Genomic DNA, 14656 nt, shown 5'->3' on the forward strand with positions numbered 1-14656 from the left:
CTCCTGGGGAAAACCGTGGTGTCAGTGCGTGATGGCGGCGCGGAAGGCGTCGTCCTCGAGGAACAGCGAGGTGTGGTCCGCGCCGAGGTGGGTCCACTTCAGATTCAGGCCGCCGTCCACCAGCAGCGTCTGACCCGTGACGTAACCGGCCAGCTCGGACAGCAGGAACAGCACCGCGCCCGCCTGCTCCTCCGGGCGGCCGCGCCGGCCCATGGCGATGGCGCGGCGGTCCCGGTCCGGATCGGCGCCGACATAGGCCCGCGAGGCAGGGGTCTCGGTGACGCCGGGCGCGACGGCGTTGACCCGGATGTCGTGCCCCGCCAGCTCGACCGCGAGCGTGCGGGTCGCCGCGACCAGCGCGGCCTTGGCGGTGCCGTAGGCGATGTGGAAGGGCGCGGTGTTCATGCCGCTGATCGAGGAGATCGACACGATCGAGCCGGGCCGCCCGTGCGCGGTGAGCTCGGCCGCGACGGCCTGGCTCATGAAGAACATGGTCTCCAGGTTCTGGGTGAACAGGGCGCGCCAGTCGGCGCGCGTCACCCGGGTCGCGGGCATCCAGGTCGCGGGGGCCGCGCCGCCGGCCACGTTGACCAGGCCGTACAGCTCGCCCTCCGTGCGGCGGGCGTGCGCGAGCACCGTGGCGATCCCGGCGTCGGTGGCCGCGTCCGCCGCCACCGGAACGACCGGAAGCCCTTCGGCGGCAAGCGGTTCGATGTGGGTGGCGAGGTTGTCCCGCGACCGGCTCACCGCCAGGACCGTGGCTCCGGCCGCGGCGACCATCCGGGTCACGGCGGTGCCGATGCCGCCGCCGCCCGCGCCGGAGACGATCACGACGCGTCCGGTGAGTCCGGGAAATCCGTTGTGCGCCATCATTACTCCGCGAATCGCAGTGCGAGCACGCTGCCCTCGGCGTCGGCCGAGAGGTAGACGGTCCCGTCCGGCCCGGCCGTGAGGCCCGCGAACGGGCCCATCGGACCGGAGAACGGCGGCGTGCCGCGCAGCGGTTTGGCGACGACGCCCGGTGGCGCGCCGACCGGGAGGTTCCCCGCCAGGGTCTGGCGGGCCTTGGTCTCGAGATCGACGGCGACGAGCGCCTTCAGGCCGGCGTCGAGGACGAGCAATCGCGTGCCGCGCACCAGGATGCCCTGGGGCGACTCCAGGCCGTCCACCACCGTGTCCACCCCGCCACCGCTGATCGCGACGACGCGCCCGGCGCCGGACTCGGCGGTCAGCACCGTGCCGTCCGGGCCGAAGGCGACGCCCATCGGGGCGTCCAGGCCGGTGGCCAGCACCGAGACCTGCCCCGCCCGGATCGAGAGCACGCGCCCGGCGCCGAGTTCGGCGGCCACGACGGTGCGGTCCGCGGTCGCGGCGACGCCGTAGAGCTGATCGAAGCCCTCGGCCACGAGCTTGGTCTGCGGGTCCGGGCCCTGCCGGTAGTAGCAGACCGCGCCGGTGGAGGTGGTGCACACCAGCTCGTCCGGGCCGACGGCGGCGATGCCGCGCACATAGCCGGGCGTGCCGGGACTGAACAGCGAGGCGATCTCGTGCAATTCGCCGGCCCGCTGCACGTAGAGGTAGGTGCCGTCGGCGACATAGAGGGCGCCGTCGGGTCCGACGGTGAGATCCAGCGGCCACAGCAGACCGCCCGGCAGAACCGCCCGGGTCCGGCCGCCGGGCTCGATCTCGGTGATCTCGCCGCTGAAATTCGAGACGAACAGCCGATCGCCGACGAAGGTGCAGTTGTCCAGGCCGGGCGCCAGGCGCGCGAGCACCTGCCGGTCGCCGGTGCGCGGATCGATGCGCAGCACCTCGCCGGTCTGGACCTGGGTGGACACGATCCGGCCCGCGCTGTCGAACTTCACCGAGTCGGGCACGCCGAGATCGGCCGCGACCCGTTCGGGCGCACCGCCGTCCGGGTCGACGCGCCAGATGTCGTTGGTGCCCATGACGGGGTAGTAGAGGAGACCGTCGGGCCCGACCTCCATGGCGTTGGGCATCGGCAGGTTGTCCTGGAGCACGCGCGGCGCGCCGCCGTCCAGGGGCAGTTCCATGAGGCGGCCGCCGACGCGGCACTCGTTGACGAACAGCCGGCCGTGATGCACGGTGATGCCGTTCGCGCCGGGCAGGTCGTCGCGCAGTACCCGGACGCGACCGTCCTTGTCACGCAGGCTGACTCGTGCGTCCATGTACTCGGTGGCGAACAGATTGCCCGCGGCGTCGAAGGCGATGTCGTCGGGGGCGACGATGTCGCCGCCCTTGGCGCTGATGGTCTCGAGTTCGCCGGTGCCGACGTCCAGGGCGCTGATCTGGCTGCCGGCCACCTGGGCGACGTAGACGCGGCCATCGGCGCCGGTGCGCAGGCCGTTCGCGCCGAACAGGCGGCTCGGGGGCGTGAGGCGCTCGAGGCTTACCCCGGCGGCGAGGGTGATGGCTGTGGTGCTGCTGTAGCGCGCGCCCTGAGTCAAGGCGGGCCTCCCTGAACGGTGAGAACGTCGATATGCGTGGCGCTCCGCGCGACGGCCGGATCGGTCCGTTTCGTGATGCGGGCCACTGCTTGTGGGGCCACAGTACGACAATCCTCATAAGGATAGCAATACTTGACATTTCGATATCCGGGCATGAAAAAGCCTGGCCCGCGAAAGGATTCGCGAACCAGGCGGATCGGGCGAGCTAGATGCGCATGCCCCGGCTCGATTGCATGGCCTGGCGCACCACGTCGGCGGAGGCGTTGACGACGCCGTTGTCGAAGCGGTCCAGGACCAGGGTCTGGGTGGCGGCCAGGTGGCTGCGGTAGTAGCGCTCGGCCTCGGCGGCGTCACCGGCCGCGATCGCCGCGGTGATGCGCTCGTGGGTGTGCACGGCCTCGGCGGAGTCCGCGGGCGAGGGGTACTCGCCGCGCTTGGTGAGCACCTCGGCCCAGGCTTCCTCCTGGGCGGACCAGAGCGCCACCAGGCTGCTCACGACGTAGCGCAGGGTGGCGTTCGGGTGGAACGACACGACCAGATCGTGGAATTCACGTGCGGTGTGGGTGAATTCGATGCCCTCGCCGATCAGGGCCGTGCAGGCCGCGATATTGGCCTCCAGGGCCGGGACCACGACCTCGGCGCGGTCCTCGCGGCGGGCGCACTCCGCGGCGCACATGGGTTCCAGCGTGCGCAGGCCCGAGGCCAGATCGCCCAGGGTGACGCGTGCGCCCTGGAGCGCCAGCCCCAGGTGGTAGGCCGCCGACGACTCGTTCGGCCGGTGCACCTCGGCGCCGCCGACGTTGCCGCGCCGGACCGTCACCAGGCCCTCGGTCTCCAGGATGCGCAGGGCCTCGCGGATGGAGGGGTAGCTGACGCCGAAATCCTGGACCAGCTGATCCTGGGTGGGCAGGCGGTAGTCGTCGTCGCCGGACAGGATGCGGGTACGCAGCTCCGCGGCAACGGTTTCCGCGATGCGGCGTTGCGGGATCCGGCCACGCCGGGGGTTGGTCACGCAGACCCCTTTCCTTGTCGACCTCGCGAGTTTACCCACAGCTCGCTGACCATTCAAACATTGCTATCCTTATGAGGATTGAAGTACTGTCCGGCGCATGGACTTCGAGATGGGCGAAGCCGCGGCGCGCCTGCGCGGCGAACTGCGCGACCTCGTGGCGACCGAGGTGCCCGCGGACTTCCTCGGCGCGTTCACCGACGACCCGGCGGATCAGGCGGTGGCGCAACACTTCTGCCAGGTCCTGGCCGAGCGGGGATTGCTGTGCGCGGCGTGGCCCGTGGAGTTCGGCGGGCGCGGCGCCTCGATCTGGGAGCAGACCGTGGTGCGCGAGGAGATGTGGGCGCACCACGAACCCCGCGGGGCGCAGTACATGGGCGTGAACTGGGTGGGCCCGGCGCTGATGCGGCACGGCAGCGCCGAACAGCGGCGCCGGCACCTGCCACCCATCGCGCACGGTGCGGTGATCTGGTGCCAGGGGTTCAGCGAGCCCGATTCCGGGTCCGATCTGGCCTCGCTGCGCACCGCCGCGCGGCCCGACGGGGCCGGCTGGTCGATCACCGGTCAGAAGATCTGGACCTCCTACGCGCAGCTCGCGCAATGGTGCTTCCTGCTCGCGCGCACCTCCCGCACGGACCGGAAGCAGCAGGGGCTCACGGTTTTCCTGGTGCCGATGTCGAGCCCCGGCATCGAGGTGCGCCCCATTCGCTCGATGCTGGGGCCGCACCATCTCAACGAGGTGTTTCTCGACGGGGTCCGGGTCACCGAGGCCGAGGTGCTGGGCCGGGTGGGGGACGGCTGGCGGGTGGTGCGCGAGGTACTCGCGCTCGAGCGGGTCGGGATCGCGCGGTACGCGCGCTGCGAACGTCTGCTGCAGAGCGCGCCCGAAGTGCTCGGCCCGGGCTGGGAGCGGCTGGTGCCGCAACTGCGCGGCCGGTGGGCGCGCATGCTCACCCATTGCCGGCGGGCCCGGCTGCTCGCCTACCAGGTGCTGGCGCTGCAGAGCCAGGGGCGGATCACGCCGGGCGACACCGCCGCCTACCGCATCGCGGTCACCCGGCTCGATCAGGACAGTGCCGTCGTCCTCGCCGAGATCGCGGCCGCCGCCCCGGACGACGAACCCGGCCGCCGCTTCCAGCGCGCGGTCGCCGACCACTGGCGCTACGCCCAGGCGTCGACCGTCGCCTCGGGCAGCATCGAAATGCAGCGAATCCTGCTGGCCCGCACGCTGATGGCGGCCGCCTGATGGACGTGGAACTCTGCGCCGAAGCCGTCGAGTTCGGCCGGCAGGCCCGCCGCGCCTTCGCCCAGGCCGGGGGTGACACCCTGCTCCAGCAGGCCGAGCGGTACCCGCACCGGCGCGGCGAGCTGGTCGCACCGATTCTGGCCGGTCTCGGCGCCTGGGACCTCGCACCCCGCAGCGACTCCCACGAGCTCCAAGCCGCCGCCGCCCTGTGCCGCAGCGCCGGCTACTGGGCCGTCCCGTACCCGGTGGCCGAACGCCTGGCCCGCCCGGCCGACGGCGGCGACGGCCTGGTGGTGATCTCGGGCTCCACCCCGCGCGGGCCACTGGCCGGACTCGACTACCGCTGGGCCGCGGTGACACTGGAGGGCACACCCGGCAACGTCACAGTGACGCACACGGACGCACCGCCCCGGGCGACCGCTTTCTGCGCGCCGTTGACTTGGCACCCGATCGAACAGACCCCCTCCAGTCGGATCGTTCTGGCCGAGCATGCCGCCGGACGCAGCTCTGTCGCCACGGGAAACGGCGAGCCTGTCCCCGGCGAGCGCGGAACCGGGCTCCGCGCATCCCTCAGCGCAGCCGACTGGGGCGACGGCGTTGTCGCCGAACGACATCCCGGTGAGGCAGGCCGCGGCGAGCGCGCCGCGGTCGGCCGGGCAGCCGATCGGGACGGTGCCGCGGATCTGGCGCTCGGGCTGGTGCTGCCGTGCTGGACGCTGCTCGGGATGCTGGATCGCGCGATGGATCTGGCGCGGGCGCACGTGCTGGTGCGGGAGCAGTTCGGGCAGCCGCTGGCGGAATTCCAGGGGGTGCAGTTCCAGCTGACCGACGCCGAGGTGGAGCGGCGCGGGGTGGAGATGCTGGCGCGATACGCGCTGTGGGCCGTCGCGGAGCGGCGCCCCGAGCGGGTCGAGGACGCGCTGGCGCTGCGGGTGGCGGCGCTGGAGGCCGCCGAGGTCGTGTTCCGGGTGGCGCATCAGGTGCACGGGGCGCTCGGGTTCTGTGACGAGTCGCCGCTGTCGTGGCTGTCGCGCTACAGCCTGCCGTTGCGCCGGCTTCCGGTCGGCAGCGCGGCCACCGAGGAACTCCTGACCCGCCGGATCGGCCGGCGGGGTCTCACCGGGTTGTTCGCCGGACCGGCGAACGCGAAGGGGGCGTGACGATATGGCCTACGAATTGCCGGACGCGGTGCGGGTCGAGGCGGCGGGGCCGATCCGGGTGGTCGTGCTGGATCGGCCCGGCGAACTGAATGCGGTCGATGCGGACATGCACTCGGCGCTGGCTTCGGTGTGGCGGCAGCTGGCCGCGGATCGCGAGGCGCGCGCGGTGATCCTGACCGGAGCCGGGCGCGCGTTCAGCGCGGGCGGCGATCTGGCCTGGATCACCTCCTTCCTCGACGATCCGGTGGCGCGGGAGGAAAGCGTGCGCGAGGGCGCCCAGATCATCGAGGAGATGCTGCGCTTCCCCCTGCCGGTGATCGCCGCGATCAACGGTGCGGCAGTGGGATTGGGGGCCAGCCTCGCGCTGCTCAGCGATATCGCGCTGATCTCCGAGCGGGCGTACCTGGCCGATCCGCACATCGCGGTCGGATTGGTCGCCGGTGACGGCGGCGCAGCGTTCTGGCCGCTGCTCACCCCGATCCTGCGCTCGCGGGAGTACCTGTTCACCGGCGATCGCATCGATGCCGCGACCGCCGTGCAGCTCGGACTGGCCAGCAGGGCGGTGCCGCCGGCGGACCTGCTGCCCGCCGCGCACCGCCTGGCCGAACGGCTGGCGGCGCAGCCGGCGGAGGCGCTGCGCAGCACGAAACGAGTGGTCAACATGTATCTTTCGCAAGCGCTGGCCGGTCCGCTGCAGGCCGGTTTCGCCGCGGAGGTGGTCACCATGCGGTCGGCCGAGCACCGGGACCGGCTGCTGGCCCTGCACCAGCGGACGGCCGCGCCGTGACCGGCGACGACCTGGCCGAGTTCCGGGCCGAGGTGCGGGCCTGGTGTCGCGCGCACATTCCCCGGGACTGGCGTGCCGCCCAGACCGGAGCGCCGGAAACCGAATTCGTCGCGTTCCAGCGGGATTGGTTCCAGACCTTGCGCGGCGCGGGCTACGCGGTGCCGCACTGGCCGCCTGCCTGGGGCGGCGGCCTCTCGATTCCCCGGCAGGTGGTGCTGTACCAGGAGCTGGCCGCGCATGATGCGCCGCGCCTGGTCCTGGCGTTCGTGGCGATTCACCACGCGGCCGCCACCCTGCTCGCCGCCGGCACCGAGGCCCAGCGCGCGCGGCACCTGCCCGCGATTCTCGACGGCGAGATCTGGGTTCAGGGCTTCTCCGAACCCGAGGCCGGATCGGATCTGGCGGCGCTGGCCACCACGGCCCGGCGGGCCGGCGACGACTACGTGGTCACCGGACAGAAGGTGTGGGCCAGCGGCGCCCAGTACGCCGACTGGTGTCTGCTGCTGGCCCGCACCGACCCGGACGCGCCCCGGCGCCACGGCATCTCGTACTTCCTGCTGGACATGCGCTCGCCCGGCCTGGACGTGCGCCCGATCCGGCAGGCCACCGGCGAAGCGCACTTCTGCGAGATCTTTCTCGATCAGGTGCGGATACCCGCGGCGAACCTGATCGGTGCAGAGCATGCGGGATGGCAGCTCGCGCAGCGCACGCTGGGCGCGGAACGCGGCCTGACCATGCTGGAACTGGCCGAGCGCCTGGGCAATGCCGGGTTCCGGTGGCTGCTGGAATCGTGTGCGCACCCCGGCCCGGACGGCCGCCGGCCGCTCGAGGATCCCGTCGTGCTGGACCGGCTGGCGGCCTTGGACACCGAGATCACCGGCCTGCGCGCCCTGTGCCGTGATCTGGTGCGGCGCCACGAGCGCGGCGCCGCCGGCCCGGCCGACGCCTCGATCGTCAAGCTGTACTACAGCGAACTACTGCAACGGCTCACCGATTTCGGGGCCGAGCTCGGGGGCGTGGCAGCGCACGGCGTGCTGCGCAAACCGCGCTCGGGCGGCTGGGAATCCGGGGCCTGGGTGCTGGATTTCGTCGGTTCCTGGGAGTGGACGATCCCCGGCGGCACCAGCGAGATCCAGCGCACCATCATCGGCGAACGCGGCCTCGGGCTGCCCCGGGAACCGGCGGCCGGGCGATGATCGGCTCCGCGGCGGCCGCCGAATTCGCCGCACTGCACCCGGAATTGCGTGACACGGCCCGCGCCGTGCTGTCCCGTGCGGCGCCGGAGACGCCGGTCGCGCGCGGGCTGCTGGCCCGGCAGGGCTGGCTCGGGGTGGAGGTGCCGGAGGAACTGGGCGGTGCGGGAGCCACGTTCGCCGAGGCCGCCGTCGTCGCGCGGGAGTGGGGCCGAGCCGTGGCGACCGGGTCGTATCCCGGCGCGGTGCTGGCCGTGGGCGCTTGCCTGCACCTCGCACCCGGACCCGGGCGAGACGAGTCGCTGGCCGCGATCGCGGCGGGCCGGTCGACGGTGGCGGTGGCGTTCACGGCCGACGCCGACGCGTGCGGACCACCCGGCGCGCCGTTCCGCCTGGGGCGGCGCGGAACCCGGTGGGTGCTGTCCGGCAGTGCGCGATTCGTGCTCGACGCGCCGGTCGCCGACGAGTTCCTGCTGGTCGCGACCGAGGACGGTGGACCTCCGGTGGTGGTGGCGCTCTCCGCGCGCACCGCCGGGCTCACCCGTGCCGCCCAGCCCTTGCTGGACCGCACCCGCGCCTTCGGCACGGTGGCCGCCGACGAGCTCACCGTCGCACCCGAGGCGATCCGGCGCTTCGCCGGTGACCCGGTCGCGGCCCTGCGGCGCCTGCACGATCGCGCCGCCGCCGCTATCGCCTGCGACAGTCTCGGCCTGAGCGAGGCCATGCTCGACGCCACCGTCGCCTACGCCGGCGCCCGGCGGCAATTCGGCCGCCCCATCGGCTCGTTCCAGGCGGTGAAGCACGCCTGCGCCGACATGCTGGTGCGCCTCACGGTGTCCCGGCATCTGGTCGACGCGGCGGTCCACGCGGTCGCCGCCCAGGCCCCCGACGCCGTGGTCGCGGTGGCCATGGCCAAATCCCACGCCTGCGCCGCCGCGGTCGAGATCGCGGGCAAGGCGATGCAGTTGCACGGCGGCTACGGCTACACCTGGGACAGCGGCCTGCACCGCTACCTCGAGCGCGCCACCCTCGACCGCGCCCTCTACGGCTCCCCGGCCGCGCACCGCCGCCGCCTCGCCGCCCGTTACCGATTGCCCACAGCGACAAGGATGTCCAGCGATGACAGCACAGCCGAGTAGGCAACGGCGCTATCGGATGGCCGTGCTGGCCCCCAGCGCGCTCGACGCGGTCCGCTGCGCCGGCGGCTGGGTGTGCGACCGCGCCATGGCGGGCTGGGACGTCACCGTCCTCACCACACCGGCCGATCCGCGGCCGCTGCGCATCCTCGGGGCCCGGCTCCTGGATCCGGAGCTGAGCCCGGACGCGGCCCTGCACGACCTCGCGCCGCAGGCGATCGCGGTGGCGGGCGCGCTGTACGACTCCGACGAGCGGGTGCGCTCGGGGGTGCTCGGGCAACTGGCCCGCGCGCCGATGGAGATCACCGTCTGGGGCCGCACCCGGCCCGCGGAGCTGGACGGCCGCCTGCGCGTGGTCGAGCACCGATTGAGTTACGCCGCACGGGCGTTCAAAGCGCGGGCCTGGGCCGCGGTGGCGCTGCCGGACACCCCGATCGCCCCGGTGGAGTCGTTCTACTGCGGCGAGTCGCCGGGACGCCGGCTGCGCCGCGTCGGCGCGCGCTGACCGGGCGAGCGGCCGTCCGGAGCCCGGCCGCTCGCGCCGCCGCTCAGAGGTTCAGCAGCCGGGCGAGATTGCCGCCCATGATCAGCCGCTGATCCGCCAACGGCAGATCCTTGATCTCGTCGACGTACCGGGCCGGTTCGGCCAGGCCCTCCGGATGCGGATAGTCCGAGCCGAACAGCACGTGGTCGGCGCCGATGACGCGCGACAGCTCCACCAGATCCTCCTCCCAGAACGGGCTGACGTGGATCTTCTTGATCGCTTCGACGGGATCGCCCGGAAAGCCCTGCGGGGCTTTCTTGTACACCGTCGCCAGACTGTCCAGCAGCCCGGGCAGCCAGGCGGCGCCGTTCTCGATGACGGCGATCTTCAACTCCGGGAACCGGAACAGCGCGCCGTGGCAGACCCAGGAGGCCATCGCGTCGCGAATCGGCTGCCATTCGTTGATCATCTTGAAGGTGTTGATCTGGAAGGGCAGCATCTCGCGCGAGCCGCCGTCCCACTCCGAGGCGTGGCGGGCGTAGCCGCTGTCCGAGGAGTGCATGGTGACCAGCACGTCCAGTTCGACCACCCGCCGCCAGAACGGATCGAACTCCGGCACCGCGAACGAGCGCGGACCGTACAGGCCGGGCACCGGCGCCGGGCGGACCAGAATGGCCCGCGCGCCGCGCTCGACCACCCACTCCAGTTCCTCGATCGCCCGCTCCACGATCGGCAGGCTGATCACCGGCACGGTGAAGATGCGATCGGCGTAGTTGAACGACCAGGTTTCGTGCAGCCACTGATTGAGCGAGTGCACGACGGCGTGGATCAGCTGCGGATCGTCCTTCATGCGTTCCTCGATGAGGCTGGCCAGGGTCGGGAACATCAGGGCCCGGTCGATCTGCAACTTGTCCATGAGTTCCAGGCGCGGCGCGGGTTCGCGGAACGCCGGCGCGGACGGGATCGGTTTGCCGAAGATGTCGCGCATGCTCTTGCCGTCGGGGTTGCCGTGCTTGAAGTAGTCCTCCATCGCGCCCGGCCGGGCCACCACGTCGAAGGTGGGATTGGGGATGTAGTTGCTGATCTGCCCGCGAATCGCGATCTTGGTGCGGCCGTCGACCTCGACGTATTTGATGGCGTCGCGGTATCGGTCGGGCAGGAACCTGGTCAGCGCCTCGCGGGTCTCGTAGAGGTGGTTGTCGGCGTCGAAGAGCGGATACGGCAGGTCGCGCTTGGCCATGGGATTCTCCTTGTCGGGGTCGGGAAGGGATGCGTGCTCAGGAGGTCAGCCGCTGTGCGGCCAGGGCGCGCAGTTCGCCGGCTTTGATCTTGGCGTTGCCGGTGAGCGCGAAATCGCGCTCGTCGAACGGCAACACGTGCCGGGGCACCTTGTAGCTGGCCAGCCGTTCGCGCAGGAAGGCGCGGATCCGGTCCTCGTCCAGCGTCACGCCGTCGTGGGCGACCACGCAGGCCACGACCACCTCGCCGAGCGTGTCGTGCGGCACGCCGACGGTGCGCGCGAGTTTCACGCCCGGATAGGCGGCCAGCGCCTCGTCGACCTCCACCGGGGAGACGTTCGCGCCGCCGGTCTTGATGATGTCGGTCAGGCGCCCGACCCAGAACAGGCGTCCGGCCGCGTCGAGGTAGCCGCCGTCGCCCGTGCGGAAGAACCCGTCGGGATCGAAGGTCTCCTCGCGCGGGACGCCGAGGTAGCCGAGCATGAGTGTCGGTGACTTGACGCAGATCTCGCCGCTCTCGCCGCGCGGCGGCACCGCGCCGGTGATCGGATCGGCGATCTTGATCGTGACGCCGGGCAGCGGCACGCCGTTGCTGCCCGCGTGCACGTCCTCGGGGGTGTCGGCGGGATAGGAGGTGGTGATGGTGAAGGTCTCGGTGTTGCCGTAGGCGTGGTTCGGTTCGGTCCAGTGCGAGGTGACGGTCGGGTGCCGCGCGAACGGACTGCGGGCGTCGACGAAGCGCATGCTGCTCAGGTCGGCGCTGTCCCAGCCGGGCGCGGCCGCGAGCTGTTCCCACTGGTGCGGCCAGGCGAACGGAAAGTTCACCCGCTCGGCCTGCATCAGGGCCAGCGCGGCGGCGGGCTCGAAGGTGGGTTGCAGCACCAGCGAGCCACCGCTGGCCAGCGTCGCGCCCAGGGCCAGCGCGAAGTTGCCGGACCAGAAGAAGCCGTTGGCCGACCAGCCGCGCACCCGGTCCCGCGGGGTGAAACCGTACATGCGCCGGAAGCGCCACAGCTGGATGGCCACCCCGCGATGCGCGCTGAGAATGCCCTTCGGGGTACTGGTCGAGCCGGAGGAGAAGAACAGCACCGCGGGATCGCTCGGGCGCACGCCGGCGGCGGTCGCCGCGATCGACTCGTGCGATTCGCCGCGACCGCGCGCCAGGAACTCCGGCCACGTGTCCACCGCCGGGCCCGCGTCGGGGCCGACGGCCGCGAGGTGGCGCAGGAACGGGTAGCGCGGCGAGCGCAGCGCGCCCGGGGCGGCGGTGCCGAGCGCTGGTTCGAGCTCGGCCAGTACCTGCGCGAAATCCCTTGTCAGTACGTGCTTCTCGAACAGCAGCACCGATACTCCGGAAGCCCGCAGCAGCTGATCGAGTTCGGCGGGGGTGGCGAAGGTGCTGAGGGTGACCGCGACCCCGCCGGCCAGCGCGGTGCCGAAGACCGCCGAGATCCACTCCGGCCGGTTGGTCATCAGCACGCCGACCCGGCCGTCCTTGCCGAGTCCGAGCGCGTGCAGTGCGCGGGCGACCTCGACCGACCGGTCCCACAGGTCGGTGTAGCTCCACCGGGTGATCTCCGCGCCGGTGCGGGCCACCAGCGCTTCGCGGTCGGCGAAGCGCTCGCTCACCTCCCGCAGGAAGCCCGGCAGGGTCAGGGCGCCCAGGCCGGGCTCGGACTCCAGCGAGGGTCCGGAAAGGATCGAATCCATCTGTGCTGCCTCTGTGTTCGTTGCGGGCCGCTAGCGCGGCAACTCGACCTCGGCGGTGGAATCCACCAGCACGCCGCCGTTCTGATCGGTGAGGCGCAGCGTCACCTCGACCACGGGCACGCCCCAGCTCGACTGCGGCTGTTTCCCGGTGACCTCGGCGTCGAAGTAGGTCACGTCGCCTTCGAAGGAGGGCAGCCGGAAATCGGATTTGATGTGCCGCACCAGGCCTTCGGTGCCCGCCCAGTAGGCCAGGTAGTCGGTGCACCACGCGCCCATGGTCGCGCCGTAGCCGTAGGCGCGGCCCATGCCGACCTCGTCGGCCTTCTCGTTGTCGGTGTGCCCGCGCGAGGGGCCGACGTAGAGACCGTCGCGCTTGCGCGGATCGATCTTCGCGCCCTCCTCGTCGAAGGCGAAGCCCTCGATCCAGCCCGGATCCTGATACACCCAGGGGTCCTCGACGCCCGGCGGGGTGACCCAGTCGAAGGTGCCCCAGATGTTGAACAGGAAGGCCCGGTACTCGGTGGTGAAGCTGGCGATGCTGTGCGGGCCGATCACGCGGCGCGGCAGTGTCTGGCCGACCCGCACCTCCTCGAAGCGCGGGGAGACGCCCAGCCGGTTGGACATCAGCCATTCGGTGCGCAGGGCCGCCACCGCGTCGAGTTCGGCCGCCGACCACCGCTTCGGCGCGCCGGCCTGCTTGTCGTACATGCCGCGCTCGCGGGCCTCCCGGGCGAGATAGCGGATGGTCGTCGATCGTTCGCGGGCCACCAGCACGCCGTGCTGATTGCGGTGGGTGGTGTCGCCGCGCGAGAACAGCGTGGGCCCGGCGAATTTCGTGTCCGCCACCTTGTAGTCGTGGAAACGGCGCTCCTGGAACAGCTGATCGCCCGGCCGCACCGGCGCGCCGTAGAACCACCACTCCTCACCGGCGAAGATCAGGTGGCTGCCCGGTATCCGGCCGACGCAGGCGGGGGCGCAGCCGTGCCCGTAGTCCAGCGCGACGGCCATGGACTGCGGGGCGATCAGCCCGCCGTAGCGGGACTCCCGGGCGAAGCGCTGATCCCAGTGCAGCGGGTTCGGGTAGTCCATCGCCATGGCCCAGCGCCGGATGTCGGAGGCACTGCACGGTTCCCAGAGCTGCCCGCCGCCGACCGGCTGACCCACCCGGGGCGCGACGTCGGACAGGTCGAGTTCGACGGTCTTGTTGCTCACTGTGTCTCCTGGTTATCGATTGACGTCGACGACGATGCGGCCGCGCACCGTGCCGTCCATGAGCCGGTGCGCGCCCGCGATCGCCTCGGACAAGCCGATCTCCTGCGTGATCGAGGCCAGCGCATCGGGTTTCAGATCGGCGGCCAGCCGGGCCCAGGCCGCGGCGCGGGCCGGGGCGGGCGCCCGCACGCTGTCGATGCCGCGCAGCGTCACGCCGCGCAGGATGAACGGGGCGACGGTGCCCGGGAAATCCATGCCCTGGGCCAGCCCGCACGCGGCGACCACGCCGTCGTAGCGGGTCTGGGCGCAGGCATTGGCCAGGGTGTGGCTGCCCGCGGCCTCGACGACCCCGGCCCAGCGTTCCCGCTGGAGTGGTTTGCCGCGCTCGGCGAGTTCGGCGCGATCCAGGACCGTGGCGGCCCCGAGCCCCCTCAGGTAGCCGGTTTCGCCGGTCTTGCCGGTGGCGGCGGCGACCGTGAATCCGGCGGCGGCCAGCAGGGCGACGGCGACGCTGCCCACGCCGCCGGTCGCCCCGGTGACGAGCACCTCGCCCTGATCCGGGCGCACCCCGTGCCGCAGCAAGGCGTGCACGCACAGGGCGGCGGTGTACCCGGCGGTGCCCAGCGCCATCGCCTGGCGGGTGGTGAACGCGGCGGGCAGCGGCACCAGCCAGTCGCCGTCGAGGCGGGCGCGTTGCGCCAGTCCGCCCCAGTGGCTTTCGCCGACGCCCCAGCCGTTGAGCACCGCGCGGTCGCCGGGCGACCAGTCGGCGTGCGTGCTCGCGGTGACGATTCCCGCCAGGTCGATGCCGGGAATCATCGGGAAGGTCCGGGCGATCGGCGAGGCGCCGGTGATGGCCAGGGCGTCCTTGTAATTGAGCGAGGAATACTCGACCTCGAGGGTGACCGTGCCCGCGGGCAGTCGCTCCTCGTCCACGCGGGTATGCGAAACCGTCTGCCCGGCTTCGTTTTTCTCGATCAGCAGTGCGGAGAACATGGGCGGAATTCCTTCCT

13 protein-coding genes are annotated in these 14656 nt (G+C 72.0%); 6 read left to right on the forward strand and 7 right to left on the reverse strand.

The window, feature by feature from the left end:
• Nucleotides 1–21: 21 nt before the first annotated feature.
• From AB0I43_RS03485 to AB0I43_RS03495, 3 genes are all read right to left on the reverse strand, one after another.
• The gene (locus tag AB0I43_RS03485) at nt 22–870 is read right to left on the reverse strand and encodes an SDR family oxidoreductase (protein WP_356972929.1); all 849 of its coding nucleotides are present in this window, start codon (nt 868–870) and stop codon (nt 22–24) included.
• A 2-nt stretch (nt 871–872) separates the two neighbouring features.
• The gene (locus tag AB0I43_RS03490; RefSeq protein WP_356972930.1) at nt 873–2468 is read right to left on the reverse strand and encodes an SMP-30/gluconolactonase/LRE family protein; all 1596 of its coding nucleotides are present in this window, start codon (nt 2466–2468) and stop codon (nt 873–875) included.
• Nucleotides 2469–2673: 205 nt separating this feature from the next.
• Nucleotides 2674–3480, reverse strand: coding sequence for an FCD domain-containing protein (locus AB0I43_RS03495; RefSeq protein ID WP_356972931.1), 807 nt, complete (start codon nt 3478–3480; stop codon nt 2674–2676).
• Between the two features lie 97 nt (nt 3481–3577).
• On the opposite strand from AB0I43_RS03495, the gene AB0I43_RS03500 reads away from it, so the two are divergent.
• From AB0I43_RS03500 to AB0I43_RS03525, 6 genes are read left to right on the forward strand one after another with little or no spacing between them, the layout of a single operon-like run.
• Complete coding sequence (locus tag AB0I43_RS03500) at nt 3578–4723, forward strand: acyl-CoA dehydrogenase family protein (protein ID WP_356972933.1); 1146 nt, start codon at nt 3578–3580, stop codon at nt 4721–4723.
• A complete protein-coding gene (locus tag AB0I43_RS03505; RefSeq protein ID WP_356972935.1) occupies nt 4723–5883 on the forward strand; it encodes an acyl-CoA dehydrogenase family protein in 1161 nt (386 codons plus the stop codon). The genes AB0I43_RS03500 and AB0I43_RS03505 overlap by 1 nt, the downstream gene beginning before the upstream one ends.
• A 4-nt stretch (nt 5884–5887) precedes the next feature.
• Complete coding sequence (locus AB0I43_RS03510; RefSeq protein WP_356972937.1) at nt 5888–6670, forward strand: enoyl-CoA hydratase/isomerase family protein; 783 nt, start codon at nt 5888–5890, stop codon at nt 6668–6670.
• Nucleotides 6667–7866, forward strand: a complete 1200-nt coding sequence (locus tag AB0I43_RS03515; protein WP_356972939.1) for an acyl-CoA dehydrogenase family protein — start codon at nt 6667–6669, stop codon at nt 7864–7866. Before AB0I43_RS03510 ends, AB0I43_RS03515 begins: the two co-directional genes overlap by 4 nt.
• Nucleotides 7863–9002, forward strand: a complete 1140-nt coding sequence (locus AB0I43_RS03520) for an acyl-CoA dehydrogenase family protein (protein WP_356972941.1) — start codon at nt 7863–7865, stop codon at nt 9000–9002. The genes AB0I43_RS03515 and AB0I43_RS03520 overlap by 4 nt, the downstream gene beginning before the upstream one ends.
• Nucleotides 8983–9504, forward strand: a complete 522-nt coding sequence (locus tag AB0I43_RS03525) for a hypothetical protein (protein WP_356972942.1) — start codon at nt 8983–8985, stop codon at nt 9502–9504. Before AB0I43_RS03520 ends, AB0I43_RS03525 begins: the two co-directional genes overlap by 20 nt.
• A 43-nt stretch (nt 9505–9547) precedes the next feature.
• On the opposite strand, the gene AB0I43_RS03530 is transcribed toward AB0I43_RS03525, so the two are convergent.
• Genes AB0I43_RS03530 through AB0I43_RS03545 form a run of 4 tightly spaced genes read right to left on the reverse strand, consistent with a single transcriptional unit; the run spans nt 9548 to nt 14639 of the window.
• A complete protein-coding gene (locus AB0I43_RS03530; protein ID WP_356972943.1) occupies nt 9548–10723 on the reverse strand; it encodes an amidohydrolase family protein in 1176 nt (391 codons plus the stop codon).
• A 37-nt stretch (nt 10724–10760) separates the two neighbouring features.
• On the reverse strand, nt 10761–12431 hold the full coding sequence (locus AB0I43_RS03535; protein WP_356972945.1) for an AMP-binding protein: 1671 nt from the start codon (nt 12429–12431) through the stop codon (nt 10761–10763).
• Nucleotides 12432–12461: 30 nt separating this feature from the next.
• Entirely contained in the window at nt 12462–13643 is a 1182-nt protein-coding gene (locus tag AB0I43_RS03540; RefSeq protein ID WP_356972946.1) for a MaoC family dehydratase N-terminal domain-containing protein, read from the reverse strand.
• 12 nt (nt 13644–13655) lie between these two features.
• Nucleotides 13656–14639, reverse strand: a complete 984-nt coding sequence (locus AB0I43_RS03545; RefSeq protein WP_356972947.1) for an MDR family oxidoreductase — start codon at nt 14637–14639, stop codon at nt 13656–13658.
• Nucleotides 14640–14656 lie beyond the last annotated feature (17 nt).

Origin of the sequence: Nocardia sp. NPDC050435, from assembly GCF_040655395.1 — a bacterium.
Taxonomy (GTDB): Bacteria; Actinomycetota; Actinomycetes; order Mycobacteriales; family Mycobacteriaceae; genus Nocardia.